Below are 19,399 nucleotides of genomic sequence, written 5' to 3'. Positions count from 1 at the left end.
AGGCCCGTTCCTTCACCGGGCAAGGCCCCAAGACCTTCAAGATTCAGTATTCCGACGACAACGCCAGTTGGACGGATGCGCTGACAGTGGCGAGCGCCCCAACATGGGGCTCCCTGGAAGCGCGGACCTATACCCTGTAGCCGGTCAGTTCTGCCCTTGTTTTGGCGCGCTCCGCATCAGCTCGGCGCGTCAAAACCGGCGCAAATCCGCGCCAAAAAGCGCGCGGCGCTACAGGAACTCCGAGGAACCGAGGGTACTTTTCGCGAAGCGAAAAGCCGGATGGCAGGGGCGAGACCTTTGCCTACTTTGCGTCGTTTGGCAAAGTAGGTCGCCCGAGGGGGCGAAACACGGAATCCGCGCGTACACCGAAGCGGCGCGGAACACCCAACCTCAAGCAAGAGCAACACGGACGAGCCCCGTTCTTACAATCGCAGGCATAAAAAAACCGGCCCGAAGGCCGGTCGAAGATGACGCCGGAGTCGCTCAAATCAGCACATCAAGCGCGCTTGAGCACCAGGGTAAGGATGTCGTAGCTGGCCACCAGCTCGCCGAGCTGGTTGGTGACTTCCACGTCCCAGGCCACCACGCCCTGCGGCTCGCCCTTGGGGCTCTTCTTGCCCTGGTCGATCTTGCGCTTGCAGGTCAGGCGTGCCTGGATGGTGTCGCCGATGCCCACCGGATTGATGAAGCGCAGGGTGTCCAGGCCGTAGTTGGCCAGCACCGGGCCGACGCCGGGGGAGACGAACAGGCCGGCGGCCGCCGAGAGCACGAAGTAGCCGTGGGCTATGCGCTTGCCGAACTGCGAGTCCTTCGCCGCCAGTTCGTCGAAGTGCATGTAGAAGTGGTCGCCCGACAGGCAGCCGAAGTTGACCAGGTCGGCTTCGGTGACGGTGCGGCGGTGGGTCAGCAGCGATTCGCCGATCTTCAGCTCGTCGAAGTAGCGGCGGAACGGATGCACCTCGGTCTCGTAGACCTTGGCGCCGCGCACGTATTCGCCGGTGACGGCCATCAGCATGCTCGGCGAGCCTTGTACTGCGGTGCGTTGCAGGTAGTGCTTCACCGCGCGCAGGCCGCCCAGTTCTTCGCCACCACCGGCGCGACCCGGGCCGCCGTGCTTGAGCACCGGCAGCGGCGAGCCGTGGCCGGTGGATTCGGCGGCGGATTCGCGGTCGAGGATGTGCAGGCGGCCGTGCAGTGCGCCCATGGCCGGGACGACCTTGGCGGCTACCTGCGGATCGCGGGTGATCAGGCTCGCCACCAGGCTGCCCTTGCCGCGGGCGGCGAGGGCGATGGCTTCGTCGATGTCGTCGTAGGCCATCAGGGTGCTCACCGGGCCGAAGGCCTCGATGTCGTGGGCGCCGCCTTCGGCGTGCGGGTCACGGCTGCGCAGCAGGGTCGGTGCGAAGAACGCGCCTTCGCTGACACCATCGCCACGCGGGGCGAAGCCATCCTTGGCGCCGAAAACCAGCTCGCTGGACTTCAACAGTGCTTCGACGCGCTCGGCGACGTCGGACTGCTGGGCGTGGGAGGCCAGGGCGCCCATCTTCACACCTTCCACTGACGGATCACCGACCACCACCTTGGCGAGGCGCTCACGCAGGCGCTCGGCCACGGCGTCGATGTGCTTGGCGGGAACGATGGCGCGGCGGATGGCGGTGCATTTCTGCCCGGCCTTGGCGGTCATCTCGCGGGCCACTTCCTTGACGAAGAGGTCGAACTCTTCGTCGTCCGGGGTGACGTCCGGGGCGAGGATGGCGCAGTTCAGCGAGTCGGCCTCGGCATTGAACGGCACCGAGTTGCGGATCAGGTTGGGGTTCACGCGCAGCTTGGCGGCGGTGTCGGCCGAACCGGTGAAAGTCACCACGTCCTGGCCCTGCAGGCGGTCCAGCAGGTCGCCGGTGCCGCCGATGATCAGCTGCAGGCTGCCGGCCGGCAGCAGGCCGGACTCGTGCATCACGCGCACCGCGGCTTCGGTGATGTAGCTGGTGGCGGTGGCCGGTTTGACGATGCACGGCATGCCGGCGAGGAAGCTCGGCGCGAACTTCTCCAGCATCCCCCAGATGGGGAAGTTGAAGGCGTTGATGTGCACGGCGATGCCGCCGCGCGGCACCAGGATGTGGCTGCCGGCGAACTTGCCGGTCTTGCCCAGCGGGATGGCCGGGCCTTCATGGACGACGTTGCCTGACGGCAGCTCACGGCCGCCGACACCGGCGTAGGCGAACAGGGTGCCGGCGCCACCTTCGATGTCGATCCAGCTGTCGGCGCGGGTGGCGCCGCTGTGGCGGGAAATCTCGTAGAGCTGTTCCTTGCGCTCGGTCAGGTACAGCGCCAGGGCCTTCAGGCGCTGGGCGCGCTGCTGGAAGTCCATGGACATCAGTTCTTTCAGGCCCTGCTCGCGGGCATGGGCGACGGCTTCGGCGAAGTCCAGCGCCTCTTCGTGGGTGCGTGCCACGGTCTGGCCGTTGAGCGCGCTACGCAGCGCCTGGGCGCCGTGCTGGCCGACCCAGCGGCCGCCGATGAAACTTTGCAGGATTGGCTCTTGGGCCATGGTTGTCTTCCTCCGGATCGCTACGCAAGGGGGCCGGCTGGTGCCGGTGACCGCCGCGCCGGGTGGGCGTTGGCGGTACTTTATAAAGTGGCGGGGCGGGGCCGCCGGATAGGGTCCGCCGGGGCCTTGTGGGTCGTCGGCGGTGGAACATGAATGATTCGTCGTGGGGCGGGGCCGATCGCGGACGGAGTCCTTCTGCGCACGGAGAGGCCGAGGCAGAATGCGGTTCGCGAGCAAGCTCGCTCCTACGAGAAGCGAAAAGCGAAATCAGAGCTGGTCGAAATCGAGCACCACGCTGTCGCTGATCGGATACGCCTGGCAGCTCAGCACGTAGCCGGCCGCCACTTCGTAGTCTTCCAGGGCGAAGTTGCTGTCCATCTCCACCTCGCCGGAAACCACCTTGCACTTGCAGGTCGAGCACACGCCGGCCTTGCAGGAGTAGGGCAGTTCGGCGCCTTGTTCGTTGCCGGCGTCGAGCACGCTGACGCTGTTGCGGGCCAGCTCGAAGGACAGCTCGCGGCCATCGCTGATCACGGTGATCCGGCTCTTCGCGCTGTCGGTGACGGCGGCGGCCTGGCGGGCTTCGCGCTTCTCATTGCTGCCGGCAGCGGCGAACAGTTCGAAGTGGATGCGTTCGGCCGGCATGCCGTTGCCCTTGAGCTGGTCGCGAACGGTCTCGGTCATCGCCTGCGGGCCGCAGATGAAGGCGGCGTCGAGGCTCTTCACGTCGAGCCAGCGGCTGAACAGCTGGCCGCACTTGTCGGCGTCGATGCGGCCGTTGTAGAGGTCCACGTCCTGCTGTTCGCGGCTGAAAACGAAGATCAGGTTGAGGCGCTGCAGGTAGCGGTTCTTCAGGTCTTCGAGCTGCTCGCGGAACATCGCGGCGTTGCTGGAGCGGTTGCCGTAGAGCAGGGTGACGCGACTGTTCGGCTCGGTTTCCAGGGTGGTCTTGACGATCGACAGGATCGGCGTGATGCCGCTGCCGGCGGCGACTGCCAGGTAGCTGCCGTGGCGCGCCGGGTCCAGTTCAACGTTGAAGTGGCCGGCTGGCGGCATGACTTCCAGGCTGGCGCCGACCTTCAGTGCTTCGTTGGCATAGGCGGAGAAACGTCCGCCCGGCACGCGCTTGATCGCCACGCGCAGTTCGCCATCGTTGACGCCGCTGCAGATGGAGTAGGAGCGGCGCACTTCCTCGCCGTCGAGCTGGGTGCGCATGACCAGGTGCTGGCCGTGCTGGAAGCGGAAGCTGTCGGTCAGGTCCGCCGGGACGTCGAAGGCGATGGACACGGCGTCGCGGGTTTCCGCGCGCACTTCCTTGATTTTCAGGCTGTGGAACTTGCTCATTGTTCTTCTCCGGCGGCGGCGCCGCTCAGATGCACTTGAAGTAGTCGAACGGTTCGCGGCAGTCGACGCAGCGGTACAGCGCCTTGCAGGCGGTCGAGCCGAACTCGCTGAGCAGCTCGGTGTGCGCGCTGCCGCACTGCGGGCAGCAGACTTCCGGGCTTTCGCCGAGCAGGCTGCGCTTGCTGGTGCTGCCGGCCGGCGGGGCGATGCCGTAGACGCGCAGCGCTTCGCGGCCGCTGTCGCTGATCCAGTCGGTGGTCCAGGCCGGGTTCAGCCGGCGTTCCAGTTGCGGCGCGGCGAAGCCGGCGTGCTCCAGGGCGTGCTGGATGTCCTGCTCGATGACCTCGGTGGCCGGGCAGCCGGAGTAGGTGGGGGTGATCACCACGTGCAGATGCCCGTCCTGCCAGTCGAGCCCGCGGACGATGCCCAGGTCGACGACGCTGACCACCGGCACTTCCGGGTCCATCACCGCGCCGAGCACGTTCCAGGCGCGGCTGAGATCGTCAGCCGTGCCGGCGCGCGCGCCGCGGTCGCTGGTAATCAGCTCACCAGGTCGCATCGGGGTAGGCCCGCTGGAGGAACTGCATCTCGGCCAGGAGGATGCCCAAGTGCTCGGTGTGCACGCCGCGGCGACCGCTGAGGTAGAAGTTCACCGCAGGCTCGGGCAGCGGCAGGGTCGCGGCGGCGAAGATGTCGGCGACCTTGGCCTTCCAGGCGGCGGCGAGCTCTTCCGGGTTCGGCGCGACGCCTTCGGCGAACAGGCGCTGCTCGATCTCGTCGGCATTGCACAGTTCGACGGTAAAGCGCCACACCTGCGGGATCGCCGCGAGCATGCGCGCATGGCTCTGCTCGGTGCCGTCGCCCAGGCGCTGCATCCACTCGCCGGAGCGGCGCAGGTGGTAGGTGACTTCCTTCAGGCCCTTGGCAGCGATGGCGGCGATGCGCTCGTCGCTGGAGGAACTCAGGGCGTGCAGCACGTGGAAGTGCCAGGCGTCATAGAGGAACTGCTTGGTGATGGTCACGGCGAAGTCGCCGTTGGGCTGCTCCACCAGCAGCAGGTTGCGGAAGGCCCGCTCATCGCGGCGGAAGGCCAGGGCGTCGGCGTCGCGGCCGTCGTCCAGCAGTTCCACGGCGTACTCGTACCAGTTGCGCGCCTGGCCCACGAGGTCGAGGCCGACATTCATCAGCGCCAGTTCTTCTTCCAGCGCCGGGGCGTGGCCGCACCATTCGCACAGGCGCTGGCCCTGGATCAGGGCGCTGTCGGCGAGGCGCAGCAGGTATTCGATCTTGTCGTTGTTCGGGTTCATCGCACGCGTCTCACATGTGGCCGACTTCGGGCGGCAGCTCGTAGAAGCTGGCGTGGCGGTAGACCTTGTCCTGCGACGGGTCGAACAGCGGGTCCTTCTCGTCGGGGGAGGAGGCGGTGATCAGCGCGGAGGGCACGACCCACAGGCTCACGCCTTCGTTGCGGCGGGKATACAGCTCGCGGGCGTTCTCGATGGCCATGGCGGCATCGGCGGCGTGGACGCTGCCGACGTGCTTGTGATTGAGCCCGTGCTTGCTGCGTACGAACACTTCAAAAAGGGTCCACTCGGACATGACTTCTCTCTCCTCGCGGCTCAGGCGGCGTCGCGTTTCTGTTGTTGTTTGCGGGCGTAGGCGACCGCGGCTTCGCGAACCCAGGCGCCGTCTTCGATGGCCTTGCGGCGGGTGGCGACGCGCTCGGTGTTGCACGGGCCGTTGCCCTTGAGCACTTCGTAGAACTCTTCCCACTGGATGTCGCCGAAGTCGTAGTGGCCGCGTTCCTCGTTCCATTTCAGGTGCGGGTCCGGGGCGGTACAGCCGAGCAGTTCGAGCTGTGGCACGGTCTGGTCGACGAAGCGCTGGCGCAGCTCGTCGTTGCTCTGCCGCTTGATCTTCCAGGCCATGGACTGGGCGCTGTTGGGGGAGTCGGCGTCGCTCGGGCCGAACATCATCAGCGACGGCCACCAGAGGCGGTTGATGGCGTCCTGGACCATGTCCTTCTGCGCCTGGTTGCCGTGGCGCATCATGGTCAGGAGGATTTCGTAGCCCTGGCGCTGATGGAAGCTCTCTTCCTTGCAGATGCGGATCATCGCGCGGGAGTAGGGGCCGTAGGAGGTGCGCTGGAGCACCACCTGGTTGACGATGGCGGCGCCATCCACCAGCCAGCCCACCGCGCCCATGTCGGCCCAGTTCAGCGTCGGGTAGTTGAAGATGCTCGAGTACTTGGCCTTGCCCGAATGCAGCTTGGCGATCTCGGTGTCACGGTCGGCGCCCAGGGTTTCCATGGCGCTGTAGAGGTAGAGGCCGTGGCCGGCTTCGTCCTGGATCTTCGCCATCAGCTGCAGCTTGCGCTTCAGGGTCGGTGCACGGGTCACCCAGTTGCCCTCGGGCAGCATGCCGACGATCTCGGAGTGGGCGTGCTGGGAAATCTGCCGGATCAGCGTCTGGCGGTAGGCGTCGGGCATCCAGTTCTTCGCCTCGATCTTCACCTCGGCATCGATCTTTTCCTGGAAGGCGCGTTCCTCGGGGGACATCTCCTCCAGCGCCTTGATGCGCTTCACGCCGGTCTCAACCAGTTGTGCGTACATGCTGTGTCTCCAGCCTTTTGTCTTGTTCGTGGGACGGCCTTGGCCATGGCTGTATTTTTAAATGATACAGAAATGAATGTCTAACACTAAATGATGTGTCGTAATTGATTTTGGTATCGCTTTGGCGGGTTTTTGCGGTGTCGCGCAAGCTGAGAAAGCGGCGAATAGGGCATTTAGTTCGGCGATATGTACCGAAAATAGATGGTATGTGGTTTATCTGAGGCGGTCAGGTACGACGTCGTCCGGTCGTCGTCCTATGCTTTTAAAATGCTGACGTGATACGGATATTCGCATTAGCGATTGGTTTATTGCGGAGGAATTGCAGGCTTCTGTAGGAGCGAGCTGGCTCGCGAACGGCACTTTGCTGATGCGTCGGCACTGGTTGGGAGCGATCGCGGACAGAGTCCGCTCCTACGCATGGACTTGCCGCGTGAGAGGGGCTCTGTTCGCGACCTGCTGGTTGCCTGCGCTCAGGCCTGGACGATGGTCTCGAAGCCACCGAAGATCATGCGTTGGCCGTCGAAGGGCATCTCGCTGAATTCGGTCTTCATGCGCGGGTCTTCCATGAACTTCTTCATGCCCGCGTCACGCACCTCCTTGCTCGGCCAGGTGATCCAGGAGAACACCACGGTTTCGTCCTCCTTGAGCTTCACCGCCATGGGGAAGGAGGTCACCTTGCCGTCGGGCACGTCGTTGCCCCAGCACTCCACGACGCCCAGCGCGCCGTACTCCTTGAACATTGCCGCCGCCTTGCGCGCCACCGCTATGTAGCGTTCTTTGCTGGCGGTGGGCACCGGGACGAGGAAGCCATCGACATAGTTCATCGTTCATCTCCTGCGGATGGGCAGACGGCCGGATGCCGCCTGCCTTTGAGGATTAGTCGAAGGGCGGGGTGGGAGATCGACAGCAAGGAAGACGGGGTGACGGGCGGTCGTTGCAGGGCGCACAACCGTTCGCGGTTGTACGGCTTACGGCGCGGCGTAGGAGCGGACTCCGTCCGCGATTGGCCCCGCTTCGCGCCGGATACCATCGCGGATGAATCCGCTCCTACGAAGAGTGCAAAAACAAAAGCCCCGCCGAAGCGGGGCTTTTCAATCATGCCAACGCTCAGCCCTTCGGCCGGTTATCGTAGACGTGGCAGGCCTTGCCTTCCGAGCGCTTCAGGCTGTGCGAAGGCTGCACCAGCACACGGGCGCTGACGCCGATGTGGGTCTTGACCTGCTTGCTCAGTTCGCTGCCGATGGCCTTCTGCTCGTCCGCCGAGAGGCCCTGCAGGTCGTGGCGCAGTTCGACGTGGATGTCGATGCAATCGAGGTTGCCGTTGCGGTGCAGGTGGATCTCGTAGCACTCGGCGAGCTGCTTGATCTTCAGCACCTGCTCCTCGACCTGGGTCGGGAAGACGTTGACGCCGCGGATGATCAGCATGTCGTCGCTGCGCCCGGTGATCTTGTCGATGCGCCGCATCGGCCGCGCGGTGCCCGGCAGCAGGCGGGTCAGGTCGCGGGTGCGGTAGCGGATCATCGGCAGCGCTTCCTTGGACAGCGAGGTGAACACCAGCTCGCCGTATTCGCCGTCGGGCAGCACGGCACCGGTCGCCGGGTCGATGATCTCGGGGTAGAAGTGGTCTTCCCAGACGGTCGGGCCGTCCTTGGTCTCGGCGCACTCCATGGCCACGCCCGGGCCCATGATTTCCGAGAGGCCGTAGATGTCCAGCGCGGTGATGCCCATGCGCTCCTCGACGGCGCGGCGCAGCTCGGCGGTCCAGGGTTCGGCGCCGAAGATGCCCAGGCGCAGCTTGAGGCTGTGCGGGTCGACGCCCTGGCGCTCGATCTCGTCGGCGATGTTGAGCATGTAGGACGGGGTGACCATGATGATGTCCGGCTGGAAGTCGCGGATCAGCTGGACCTGCTTCTCGGTCTGGCCGCCGGACATCGGGATCACCGTGCAACCCAGGCGCTCGGCGCCGTAATGCGCGCCCAGGCCGCCGGTGAACAGACCGTAGCCGTAGGACACATGCACCTTGTCACCCTTGCGGCCGCCGGCGGCGCGGATGGAGCGGGCAACCACGTTGGCCCAGGTGTCGATGTCGTTCTGCGTGTAGCCGACCACGGTGGGTTTGCCGGTGGTGCCGCTGGAGGCGTGCAGGCGCACGATTTCCTGCTGCGGCACGGCGAACATGCCGTAGGGGTAGTTGTCGCGCAGGTCGGTCTTGCCGGTGAAGGGGAACTTGGCGAGATCGTCGAGCGAGGTCAGGTCGTCCGGGTGTACGCCGGCTTCGGCGAAGCGCTTCTGGTACAGCGGGACGTTGTCGTGGGCGTGCTTGAGGCTCCAGCGCAGGCGCTCCAGCTGGTGCTGGCGCAGCTCGTCGACACTGGCGGTTTCCATCGGGTCAAGCAGGGCACGTTCGGCATCATGGTACATGTTCATGGGTTCACTCGATTTGTTCTTGTACGCCAGCCGGTGAGGGCTGCGAGTGTCATGGGAGCAGCATACCGCCCCCGTTCGCGGAAGGATTCGAACCCCTGCCAGAGACTTTGCTCTGCCTGCCAGTCGCTGCACGGAGGCGACTGGCGGTGCGGGGTTCGATCCCGCCGATGGATCAGATTCGCTCGATGATCAGGGCGATGCCCTGGCCGACGCCGATGCACATGGTGCACAGCGCGTAGCGGCCACCGCGTTCCTCCAGTTCATGCAGGGCGGTGGTCACCAGGCGCGCGCCGCTCATGCCCAGCGGATGGCCGAGGGCGATGGCGCCGCCGTTGGGGTTCACCCGCGCGTCGTCGTCCGCCAGGCCCAGCTCGCGCAGCACGGCGAGGCCCTGGGCGGCGAAGGCTTCGTTCAGTTCGATCACGTCTATCTCGGCCAGCGACAGGCCGGCCAGTTCCAGCACCTTGCGGGTCGCCGGTACCGGGCCGATGCCCATGATCCGCGGCTCGACGCCAGCGGTAGCCATGGCCACCACGCGGGCGCGGGCCTTCAGGCCGTGGCGTGCGGCGGCGGCCGGGGTCGCCATCAGCAGGGCGCAGGCGCCGTCGTTGACGCCCGAGGCGTTGCCGGCAGTGATGCTGCCGCCTTCGCGGAACGGCGTGCCGAGCTTGGCCAGTTGCTCCAGGGCGGTGTCGCCACGCGGGTGTTCATCCTGCTCGACAACTTTGGCTGGGCCTTTGCGCTGGGGGATTTCCACCGGGACGATTTCCTTCGCCAGGCGGCCGTTGGCTTGCGCGGCAGCGGCCTTGTGCTGGCTGCGCAGGGCGAAGGCGTCCTGGTCGGCGCGGCTGATATTGAACTGCTCGGCGACGTTCTCCGCGGTCTCCGGCATGGAGTCGATGCCGAACTGCTGCTTCATCAGTTTGTTGACGAAGCGCCAGCCGATGGTGGTGTCGAAGATTTCCGCGCTGCGGCCAAAAGCCTGCTCGGACTTGCCCATCACGAAGGGCGCGCGGGACATGGATTCCACGCCGCCAGCCAGCATCAGCCCGGCTTCATTGCAGCGCAGGGCGCGCGCGGCGCTGCCGACGGCATCCAGGCCCGAGCCGCACAGGCGATTCAGTGTGGTGCCGGGAACGCTCACCGGCAGGCCGGCCAGCAGCGAGGCCATGTGGGCGACGTTGCGGTTGTCTTCGCCAGCCTGGTTGGCGCAGCCGAAGATCACATCATCGATGGCGCTCCAGTCCAGCTCCGGGTGGCGCTGCATCAGGGCCTTCATCGGGATCGCCGCGAGGTCGTCGGCGCGCACGCCGGAGAGGGCGCCGGCGTAACGGCCGATGGGCGTGCGCACGGCGTCGATGATCAGGGCGTCGGTCATATCGCTCATTCGGAGGTCTCCTGCGCCAGCACGGTGCCGCGCACTTTGTAGGATTTGCCGTGGAACAGGGCGATCAGCTGGCCCTGGGAATTCTCGATGCGCACGTCGTAGTTGCCGGTGCGGCCGCTGCGGCTCTGTTCGAAGGCGCTGGCGATCAGCTCGTCGCCTTCGCGGGCCGGCGCCACGTAATCGATGCTGCAGCCGATAGCGACGGTGGCGTCGTTGTAGCTGTTGCAGGCGAAGGCAAACGCCGAGTCGGCGAGGGCGAACAGGTAGCCGCCGTGGCAGGTGCCGTGGCCCTGGATCATGTCCTCGCGGACGCGCATCGACAGCTTCGAACTACCCGGGCCGGCATCCAGCAGCTGGATGCCCATGCGGCGGGTGGCCTGGTCGCGCTCGTACATGGCTTCGGCGCAGTCGCGGGCCAGTTGGGTGGCGTCAGTCATGGAAGCTCCTTCCTTCAGCATGCAGGCGGCGCAGCAGCAGGGACGGGCGATAGCGGTCCTCGCCGTAGGCGGCCTGCAGGTTGTCCAGCACGCGCAGCACATTGCCGATGCCGATCTGCCCGGCCCAGGCCAGCGGGCCCTGCGGGTAGTTCACGCCGGCACGCATGGCGAGGTCGATATCACCCGCGCTGCCCACGCCTTGCAGCACCGCGTCGGCGCCTTCGTTGGCGAGCATGGCGACGGTGCGCAGCACGGCGAGGCCGGGCGTGTCACTGATGCGGCTGGCGACGATGCCGGCCTTGGCGAGTAGGGCGACGACCTGATCCAGCGCAGCTGGCGTGGTGTCCGCCGAGGCGGAAATACCCAGGCGCGAGGCCTTGCTGTAATCCAGGGCAAGGTCGATCAACACAAGGTTGCGCAGGCCATCTTCCTTCACGCGCTGGCTGGCCAGGCGGCCGTCGGAGAGGGCGATCACCGCATCACCGACCCGCAGCAGACCGCTGCCGGCGCGCTGGGTGATCTCGATGCCGGCATCCTTCAGGCGCTGCAGCAGCGGCTGGGCGACGCCCAGGTCGCCTTCCACTACGCAGGAGCTGACGTTGGCGCTGCTGCTCAGGCTTGCCGGCTGCGGGCGCTCGGCGCCTTCGGCGTAGTCGTAGAAGCCCCGGCCACTCTTGCGGCCGAAACGACCGGCGTCCACCAGCTCCTTCTGGATCAGCGAGGGCTGGAAACGGAAGTCGCCGTAGTAGGCGGCGAACACCGAGCAGGTGACGGCGTAGTTGACGTCGTGGCCGATCAGGTCGGTCAGCTCGAAGGCGCCCATGCGGAAGCCGCCGGCATCGCGCATCAGTGCATCCAGCGTCGCGCAATCAGCGGCGCCTTCCTGCAGCAGGCGCAGGCTTTCGGCATAGAAGGGGCGCGCCACGCGGTTGACGATGAAGCCCGGTGTGGATCTGGTGTGAACCGGCTTCTTGCCCCAGGCCAGCGAGGTGGCATACAGGCTGTCGGCCAGCGCCGGATCGGTGGCGAGGCCGGAGACGACTTCCACCAGCGCCATCAGCGGCGCCGGGTTGAAGAAGTGCATGCCGACCACTTGTTGCGGGCGTTTGAGGCCGGCGGCCAGGCTGGTGATGGACAGCGACGAGGTGTTGCTGGCCAGGATGCAGTCCTCGGCGCACAGCGCTTCCAGCTGCTGGAACAGGCTGCGCTTGACCTCCAGGTTCTCGACGATGGCCTCGATCACCAGTTGCGAATCAGCCAGCGCCTCGATGGCTTCCACCGGTTGCAGGCGGGCGACGATGGCGCTGCGGGCGGCGGCGTCGAGCTTGCCTTTCTCCACCAGACGGCCGAGCTGGCGGTCGATGCCGTCGATAGCCTGGGCGGCGGCGCCTGGGCGGTTGTCGTAGAGCTTCACCGGGTGGCCGGCTTGCGCGGCGACCTGGGCGATACCGGCACCCATGGCGCCGGCGCCGATCACCGAGACTTTTGCGTCTTTCGAAAGTGCGCTCATGGATCAGCGGCCCTTGAAGCTGGGGGTGCGTTTTTCCATGAAGGCGGCAACGCCCTCGCGGTAGTCCTCGCTGCGGCCGGCCAGGCGCTGCAGGTCGCGCTCCAGCTCCAGCTGCTCGTCGAAGCTGTTGTTCAGGCTGGCGTTGAGGCTGCGCTTGATCAGCGCCAGGCCGTAGGTCGGCTGGGTGGCCAGGTGGCGGGCGAGTTTGAGGGCTTCTTCGCGGAGGTTGGCGTCATCCACCACCTGGTAGATCAGCCCCCATTGCTCGGCCTGCTCGGCCGTCAGGCGATTGCCCAGCAGCGCGAGGGCCTTGGCGCGGGCCACGCCGACCAGTCGCGGCAGCGTCCAGGTGCCGCCGGAATCGGGGATCAGGCCAATCTTGCAGAAGGCCTGGATGAAGCTTGCCGAGCGCGCCGCCAGTACCAGGTCGCAGGCCAGCGGGATGTTTGCGCCGGCGCCGGCGGCCACGCCGTTGACTGCGCAGATGACCGGCAGCGGCAGGTCGCGCAGGGTGCGGATCAGCGGGTTGTAGAACTGTTCGATGGACTGGCCCAGGTCCGGCACTTCGGCGCCGGGGGCGACGTTGCGGTCGGACAGGTCTTGCCCTGCACAGAAGCCGCGGCCTTCGCCGGTCAGCAGCAGGACGCGGGCTTCCGGGTTCTGCCGGACCTGCTTGAGCGCCTCGCGCACTTCGCCATGCATGGCGGCGTTGAAGCTGTTGAGCTGCTCCGGGCGGTTCAGGCTGAGGAGGGCGACGCCGTCCTCGATGGAAAACAGGATGTGCTCGAAGTTCATGGGCGGGTTCGCTCCATCAATAGGCTGGTTGTTGCCAGAACGAAAGGGGATGGGCTCAGCAGCCCTGGTAGACGGGTTTGCGCTTTTCCTGGAAGGCACGGATGCCTTCGTCGCGGTCGGCAGTGCCGGCCAGCAGGGTGAAGGCGTGGCGTTCGAAGCGCAGGCCGCTGGCCAGGTCGGTGTCCTGGGCCTTGAGCAGCGCTTCCTTGGCCAGACGCACGGCCAGCGGCGCCTTGGCGGCAATGCTGCGGGCGATTTGCAGGGCGCGCTCGACGGTGAATTCGGGTTGGGTGACTTCGCTCACCAGGCCGGCACGCTGGGCGTGACGGGCGTCGACGGCCTCGCCGGTGAGCACCATCTGCATCGCCAGCGGCTTGCCCACGGCGCGCAGCAGGCGCTGGGTGCCGCCGGCACCGGGCATGATGCCGAGGTTGATTTCCGGCTGGCCGAAGCGGGCGTCTTCGCCGGCCACGAGGATGTCGGCGTGCATCGCCAGCTCGCAGCCGCCGCCCAGGGCGAAGCCGTTGACGGCGGCGATCAGTGGTTTGGAGAAGGCGGCGATGCGCTGCCAGTAGCCGACGCGCGGGTCATTGAGGATGCCGACCAGGTCGCGCTCGGCCATCTCCTTGATGTCGGCGCCGGCGGCGAACGCCTTGCGGCTGCCGGTCAGCACCACGGCGCGGGTTTCGCTGTCCTGCTCGGCGGCGTCGAGTTCGGCGGCCAGTTCACCGAGCAGTTCGGTGTTCAGGGCATTGAGCGCCTCGGGGCGCTGCAGGGTGATCAGGCGGACGCCCGCTTCAGGCATCTGAACGGCAAGGGTGCGAGGCATGACATCGTCCTCAGGCTGCACGCGCGGCTGCAGGGCCGGCTGTATTGGAATTATGGGAGGCAGGCGCTGCCCGTCTCCGGCTTTTCCGCAGTATAGGCCTAAAGCGATACAGGAAAACAACTACAAAAGTTGAATCGCGTGTCTAAAGTATTTCTGCCGATGCCACCTGGTGAGTACTTGGTGGGGCTTATGAGGGAACTTTATGTGGCGTATTTGCTGGTTTCATAAGCATTTTTGCTCAGTCTTCAGGCTTGTCTGGAAGTGATACGACAGAATTCGATTGGAGGCTTTCGCTTTGATGTGATACAAAATTTACAAAAGAACAAATCGCTTTGTGCGGTGATGCCCGATGCCGGCAGCGCCGCAGGAGAACCCGATGCCCTGCTACAGCCTCGAAGGCGTGCGCCCGGTCGTCCACCCGACCGCCTATGTCCATCCCACCGCCGTGCTGATCGGCGATGTCATCGTCGGCCCCGGCTGCTATGTCGGCCCGCTGGCGGCCTTGCGCGGCGACTTCGGGCGGATTGTCCTCGAAGAGGGCGCGAATCTACAGGACACCTGCGTCATGCACGGGTTCCCGGACAGCGACACCGTCGTCGAGCGCAACGGCCACATCGGCCACGGTGCGGTACTGCACGGTTGCCGCATCGGCGAGGACGCCCTGGTGGGCATGAATGCCGTGGTGATGGATTACGCGCAGATCGGCGCGCGCTCCATCGTTTCAGCTGCCGCCTTCGTCAAGGCCAAGTTCGATTGCCCGTCGCAAAGCCTGGTGATGGGCGCGCCGGCCAGTATCAAGCGCAGCCTGAGCGACGAAGAGATCGCCTGGAAGCGCCGTGGCACCGAGGAGTACCAGGCCCTGGCCAGGCGCTGCATCAATAGCCTGGTGGAATGCCAGCCGCTGGCGGAGATAGAAGCAGAGCGCCCACGCCTGGGCGATTCCGGTTTCCGGCCCAAGACAGGGGCAGGGAAGGACGCATGAGTACTGGGGTTCGCTCCAATGGCCAGGCGGTGCGGCGGGCAGGTATAGTCGCCGCTCCTTCGCCTGCGCAACGTGCCATGACCGCTCTAGCACCGCTGAATCAGCTGATCAATCGCTTCCAGGAACAGACGCCGATCCGCGCCAGTTCGCTGATCATCACCCTTTATGGCGATGCCATCGAACCCCATGGCGGCACCGTCTGGCTGGGTAGCCTGATCAACCTGCTGGAGCCGTTCGGCATCAACGAGCGGCTGATCCGCACCTCGATCTTCCGCCTGACCAAGGAAGACTGGCTGACCGCCGAGAAGGTCGGCCGGCGCAGTTACTACAGCCTGACCGGCACCGGCCGGCGGCGTTTCGAGAAGGCCTTCAAGCGCGTCTACAGCTCCAGCCTGCCGGCCTGGGACGGTTCCTGGACCCTGGTGATGCTCTCGCAGATCGCCGCCGACAAGCGCAAGCAGGTCCGCGAGGAGCTGGAGTGGCAAGGTTTCGGCGCGTTGTCGCCGACTGTCATGGCCTGTCCGCGCGCCGACCGCAGCGATGTCATGGCGACCCTGCAGGATCTGGACGTGGCCGACGACTGCATCGTCTTCGAAACCCGCGCCCAGGACGTGCTGGCCTCCCGCGCCATGCGCATGCAGGTGCGTGAGAGCTGGAAGATCGACGAACTCGGCGAGCACTACAGCGAATTCATCCAGCTGTTCCGCCCGCTCTGGCAAGCGCTGCGCGAGCAGGACCAGCTGCGCCCGGAAGACTGCTTCCTGGCGCGCACCTTGTTGATCCACGAATACCGCCGGCTGCTCCTGCGTGACCCACAATTGCCCGACGAACTGCTGCCGGGCGATTGGGAAGGGCGCGCAGCGCGGCAGCTGTGCCGCAACATCTACCGACTGATCCACGCCAAGGCCGAGGACTGGCTGAACCGCAACCTGGAGACTGCCGACGGCCCGCTACCGGACGTCGGCGAGAGCTTCTACAAGCGCTTCGGCGGATTGAACTGACAGGAGTTGGCGTGAAAAATGCTCTCCGCCTTGCAACGCTGCGGTTGCAGGGCGGGGACAGCGCTGCGAAGCCTTCCTGAGAAGGCGCGTGGCGACCGATGACGACAGGCCCTGGAGGCCGTCGCTGAATAACAACAAACAATGCGTGTGAGGCTTTGCAGGTCATGAATTCTTCATCGACATTGAGGGATGACGCTTTCGAGGCGTGGCTGGGACAGGTCAACCAGGCGTGTGGTCGTTTTGATGCACGCACCCTTGGCCCCCAGTTCCATGGACGGTTGAGGGAATACCAGGGCGGTGCGATCAAGCTTTCCGTGGTCGACATGGCCCAGGTGCATCTGTACCGCACCAGCAAGGAAGTCGGCACCAGCGCCGGCGGGCACTACTACGCGGTGTTCCAGCTCGAAGGGCGCTCGCGCCTGGAGCAGGGCGACAACCGCGTGGAGCTGTCGCGCGGCGACATCAGTTTGATCGACGCCAGCCGGCCCAGCGACATGACCTACCTGGAGGAATCCCGGCAACTGTCGCTGATCCTGCCGCGCCAGGTGATCGAGCGCGGCCTGCGCATGTCGGAGGTGACCTGCGCCTCGAAGATCCCGGCCAGCTCGCCGATCGCCGTGCTCGCCAACCGCCTGATCGTCGAGACCAGCCAGCAGGAAAGCCTCGGCATGCTGGAAAGCGAGGCGACCCTGGACGCCCTGGTGACGCTGCTGCGCCCGGCGCTGGCCAGCCAGGATGCCGAACAGGACAACCACGAACGCATGTTCCGCAAGGCTGCGGCCTTCATCGACCAGCACATCGGTGCCGAAGAGCTGTGCCCCGAGCTGATCGCCCGTGAAGTCGGCATCTCGGTGCGCGGCCTGTACCGCATGTTCGCCAAGAAGGGCCTGGTGGTGGCGCAGTACATCAAGAACCGCCGCCTGGACTTCTGCGCCGAAACCCTGCGCAACGCCCAGTTCGAGCAGAAGCTGTCGGCGCTCGGTTACGCCTGGGGTTTCTCCGATTCGAGCTACTTCTCCACGGCTTTCAAGGGCCGCTTTGGAGTGTCGCCAGGCGAGTATCGCAAGCGCTACGCGAATTGATTCTGGCGGTGGACGGCGATACCCGGCGGCCTTGTGCCGCCTATTGATGGGCATCGCTGCGCTCCACGCCATCCTGCGTTGACGCCCGCCTGCGCCATCATCCCCGACTGACTCCTTTGTAGGATGGTGTGGAGCGCAGCGATACTCATGCTGCCTGCCTCCGGCTCATACGCCAGCCGGCTTCGCGAGCAAGCTCGCTCCTACGAAGAGCGGCTGTGGCGTATCCGGGGAACGTAGGAGCGAGCTTGCTCGCGAACGCTTTTCCCGCCATGACCGTGGTCACCTGAGCGCCACCTTGGCACTCCCGCCAACACGTCTGGCACAGAGGAAAAGACCCGCCCCGGCGCCGCTGGCAACAATCACCTTCGATGACGCGCGCCATCCGGCCGCAAGCTGTACTCGAAGGTGATTTTCCGATGTCCCGCAACAAGCTCCGATTCGGCGCCCTCGGCCTGCTGCTGGCCGGTGCGCTGCTGCAACCGGTCCTGGCGTTCGCCGGCGATTGCCCGGCCAGCGACGCCCAGCAGGGCCAGACCGTGTTCGCCCGCGACTGCTCGATCTGCCACACCGCCAAGGCCGATGGCCCCGGCATGATGGGGCCCAACCTGCATGGCGTGGTCGGCCGCATGGCCGGCTCGCTCGCCGGCTTCAGCTATTCCCAGGCAATGAAAGGCAAGGGCGCGGCGTGGTCGCGCGACAACCTCGACGCCTTCGTCAGCCAGCCCCAGGCCGCCGTGCCCGGAACCTACATGCCCTTCGCAGGCCTGGCCGACGCGGCCGAGCGGCGGGCGCTCACCTGCTGGCTGAGCCAGCAGCACTGATCTTTCAGGAGAGACCATGAACGTCACACAGACTCTGCCCAAGGTCACGGCCTTCCTGCAGCGCAAGCATGGCTGCTTCATCGATGGCGCCTGGGTGGTGCCCGAGGGCGCCCGCACCGACGTGCTGAACCCGGCCACCGGTCAGGCGATCTCCAGCGTCGCCGACATCACCACCGATGTGCTCGATCAGGCAGTGAAGTCCGCCCACGCATCGTACAAGTCCCGCGTCTGGGCCGACCTGCGCCCGGCGGACCGCGAGCGCATCCTGCTGCGCTTCGCCGACCTGGTGGAAGCCAACGGCGAGGAACTGGCCCAGCTGGAAACCCTCAGCCAGGGCAAGTCGATCAACATTTCGCGCATGCTCGACGTGGGCGCCACCGTCGAGTTCATGCGCTACATGGCCGGCTGGGCGACCAAGATCGAAGGCCAATCGCTGAACGTCTCGATCCCGCTGCCTCCGGGCGCTAAGTTCACCGCCTATACCCGTCGTGAGCCGGTCGGCGTGGTGGCGGGCATCGTGCCGTGGAACTTCCCGCTGATGATCGCCGTGTGGAAGCTGATCCCGGCGCTGGCCACCGGCAACAGCGTGGTGATCAAGCCCGCCTCGGAAACCCCGCTGACCGCCCTGCGCCTGGCTGAACTGGCCTTCGAGGCCGGCGTGCCGGCTGGCGTGTTCAACCTGGTGACTGGCGACGGCCCGCGCATCGGTGGTGGTCTGGCCAGCCACAAGCTGGTCAACAAGGTCTCCTTCACCGGCTCCACCGCGGTGGGTCGCAGCGTCGGCCTGGCCGCCGTGCAGAACATGACCCGCTTCGCCCTGGAACTGGGCGGCAAGAACCCAATGATCGTCCTCGCCGACGCCAACATCGACAACGCCGTGCAGGGCGCGCTGCTGGGCGGCCTGCTGAACAACGGCCAGGTCTGCGCCGCCGCTTCGCGCTTCTACGTGCACCGTTCGCGCTACGACGAGTTCGTCGAGAAACTGGCCGCTGCCGTCGCCGGCATGAGCCTGGGCGAGGGCATGGACCCGACCGCGCAGATCAACCCGCTGGTGTCCGCCAAGCAGCAGCGCAGTGTGCTCGACCACATCGCCCGTGCCGGCGAGCAGGGTGCGCGCATCGTCTGCGGTGGCGAGCAGGTTGGCGGCAGCGGCTTCTACGTGCAGCCCACCGTGCTGGCCGACGTGACCATGCAGATGGCCGTGGCCCGCGACGAAGTGTTCGGCCCGGTGCTTGCGGTGCTGCCGTTCGACGACGACGAGCAGGCCATCGAGATGGCCAACGACAGCGAATACGGCCTGGGCGCGAGCCTGTGGACCAACGACCTGTCCAAGGCGATGAACATGGTCCCGCGCATCGAATCCGGCACCGTCTGGGTCAATGCCCACGTGCTGCTCGACCCGAGCATGCCCTTCGGCGGCGTCAAGCAGTCGGGCATGGGCCGCGAGTTCGGCCGCGCCGTGGTCGAGGCCTATACCGAGATCAAGTCGGTGTGCATCGCGCACTGATTGATAGTGAGAGCAACACCCTCGTTTAGCAGCGGGCCTTCGGGCCCGTTTTTTTTGCGCAGGATTTGGGTGGGAGAAGCCTGTAGGAGCGAGCTTGCTCGCGAACCGCTTAGCCGC

The 19,399-nt window shown here is 66.0% G+C and carries 18 protein-coding genes; 5 read left to right on the top strand and 13 right to left on the bottom strand.

Features of this window, described 5'->3' with window-relative positions; genetic code table 11:
* Positions 1–496: 496 nt before the first annotated feature.
* The 13 genes from paaZ to paaF all read right to left on the bottom strand — a co-directional run bounded on the left by paaZ (position 497) and on the right by paaF (position 13,889).
* The gene (gene paaZ, locus QO207_RS29220) at positions 497–2,548 is read right to left on the bottom strand and encodes a phenylacetic acid degradation bifunctional protein PaaZ (RefSeq protein ID WP_184591621.1); all 2,052 of its coding nucleotides are present in this window, start codon (positions 2,546–2,548) and stop codon (positions 497–499) included.
* A 267-nt stretch (positions 2,549–2,815) separates the two neighbouring features.
* Complete coding sequence (paaE, locus tag QO207_RS29215; RefSeq protein ID WP_301535740.1) at positions 2,816–3,892, bottom strand: 1,2-phenylacetyl-CoA epoxidase subunit PaaE; 1,077 nt, start codon at positions 3,890–3,892, stop codon at positions 2,816–2,818.
* Positions 3,893–3,917: 25 nt separating this feature from the next.
* On the bottom strand, positions 3,918–4,451 hold the full coding sequence (gene paaD, locus QO207_RS29210) for a 1,2-phenylacetyl-CoA epoxidase subunit PaaD (RefSeq protein WP_301535739.1): 534 nt from the start codon (positions 4,449–4,451) through the stop codon (positions 3,918–3,920).
* Positions 4,438–5,199, bottom strand: a complete 762-nt coding sequence (gene paaC / locus QO207_RS29205; protein WP_301535738.1) for a 1,2-phenylacetyl-CoA epoxidase subunit PaaC — start codon at positions 5,197–5,199, stop codon at positions 4,438–4,440. Before paaC ends, paaD begins: the two co-directional genes overlap by 14 nt.
* Before the next feature lie 10 nt (positions 5,200–5,209).
* Positions 5,210–5,491: a 1,2-phenylacetyl-CoA epoxidase subunit PaaB gene (paaB, locus tag QO207_RS29200; RefSeq protein ID WP_301535737.1), complete on the bottom strand. Its 282-nt coding sequence runs from the start codon at positions 5,489–5,491 to the stop codon at positions 5,210–5,212.
* Between the two features lie 20 nt (positions 5,492–5,511).
* Positions 5,512–6,504: a 1,2-phenylacetyl-CoA epoxidase subunit PaaA gene (gene paaA, locus QO207_RS29195; protein ID WP_301535736.1), complete on the bottom strand. Its 993-nt coding sequence runs from the start codon at positions 6,502–6,504 to the stop codon at positions 5,512–5,514.
* Between the two features lie 470 nt (positions 6,505–6,974).
* Positions 6,975–7,328 (bottom strand): DUF1428 domain-containing protein, encoded by a 354-nt coding sequence (locus tag QO207_RS29190; RefSeq protein ID WP_301535735.1) that lies wholly within the window; start codon positions 7,326–7,328, stop codon positions 6,975–6,977.
* A 283-nt stretch (positions 7,329–7,611) separates the two neighbouring features.
* Positions 7,612–8,931 (bottom strand): phenylacetate--CoA ligase PaaK, encoded by a 1,320-nt coding sequence (gene paaK / locus QO207_RS29185; RefSeq protein ID WP_301535734.1) that lies wholly within the window; start codon positions 8,929–8,931, stop codon positions 7,612–7,614.
* Positions 8,932–9,103: 172 nt separating this feature from the next.
* Positions 9,104–10,318, bottom strand: coding sequence for a 3-oxoadipyl-CoA thiolase (gene pcaF / locus QO207_RS29180; RefSeq protein ID WP_301535733.1), 1,215 nt, complete (start codon positions 10,316–10,318; stop codon positions 9,104–9,106).
* Positions 10,315–10,755 (bottom strand): hydroxyphenylacetyl-CoA thioesterase PaaI, encoded by a 441-nt coding sequence (gene paaI, locus QO207_RS29175; RefSeq protein ID WP_301535732.1) that lies wholly within the window; start codon positions 10,753–10,755, stop codon positions 10,315–10,317. The genes pcaF and paaI overlap by 4 nt, the downstream gene beginning before the upstream one ends.
* Positions 10,748–12,265, bottom strand: a complete 1,518-nt coding sequence (paaH, locus tag QO207_RS29170; protein ID WP_301535731.1) for a 3-hydroxyacyl-CoA dehydrogenase PaaH — start codon at positions 12,263–12,265, stop codon at positions 10,748–10,750. Before paaH ends, paaI begins: the two co-directional genes overlap by 8 nt.
* A gap of 3 nt (positions 12,266–12,268) precedes the next feature.
* A complete protein-coding gene (gene paaG / locus QO207_RS29165; RefSeq protein ID WP_301535730.1) occupies positions 12,269–13,060 on the bottom strand; it encodes a 2-(1,2-epoxy-1,2-dihydrophenyl)acetyl-CoA isomerase PaaG in 792 nt (263 codons plus the stop codon).
* Positions 13,061–13,115: 55 nt separating this feature from the next.
* On the bottom strand, positions 13,116–13,889 hold the full coding sequence (paaF, locus tag QO207_RS29160) for a 2,3-dehydroadipyl-CoA hydratase PaaF (protein WP_301535729.1): 774 nt from the start codon (positions 13,887–13,889) through the stop codon (positions 13,116–13,118).
* A gap of 376 nt (positions 13,890–14,265) precedes the next feature.
* On the opposite strand from paaF, the gene paaY reads away from it, so the two are divergent.
* The 5 genes from paaY to QO207_RS29135 all read left to right on the top strand — a co-directional run bounded on the left by paaY (position 14,266) and on the right by QO207_RS29135 (position 19,282).
* Entirely contained in the window at positions 14,266–14,871 is a 606-nt protein-coding gene (paaY, locus tag QO207_RS29155; RefSeq protein ID WP_301535728.1) for a phenylacetic acid degradation protein PaaY, read from the top strand.
* Between the two features lie 77 nt (positions 14,872–14,948).
* Positions 14,949–15,872, top strand: a complete 924-nt coding sequence (gene paaX, locus QO207_RS29150) for a phenylacetic acid degradation operon negative regulatory protein PaaX (RefSeq protein WP_192210683.1) — start codon at positions 14,949–14,951, stop codon at positions 15,870–15,872.
* Between the two features lie 164 nt (positions 15,873–16,036).
* A complete protein-coding gene (feaR, locus tag QO207_RS29145) occupies positions 16,037–16,954 on the top strand; it encodes a transcriptional regulator FeaR (RefSeq protein WP_301535727.1) in 918 nt (305 codons plus the stop codon).
* A 416-nt stretch (positions 16,955–17,370) separates the two neighbouring features.
* Positions 17,371–17,775: a cytochrome c family protein gene (locus QO207_RS29140; protein WP_301535726.1), complete on the top strand. Its 405-nt coding sequence runs from the start codon at positions 17,371–17,373 to the stop codon at positions 17,773–17,775.
* A 16-nt stretch (positions 17,776–17,791) separates the two neighbouring features.
* On the top strand, positions 17,792–19,282 hold the full coding sequence (locus QO207_RS29135) for an aldehyde dehydrogenase family protein (protein ID WP_301535725.1): 1,491 nt from the start codon (positions 17,792–17,794) through the stop codon (positions 19,280–19,282).
* Positions 19,283–19,399: the final 117 nt, after the last annotated feature.

Origin of the sequence: Pseudomonas sp. CAN1 (assembly GCF_030462585.1) — a bacterium.
In the GTDB taxonomy this organism is placed as follows: Bacteria; Pseudomonadota; Gammaproteobacteria; order Pseudomonadales; family Pseudomonadaceae; genus Pseudomonas.
This window is presented reverse-complemented; position numbering and strand designations above follow the sequence as displayed.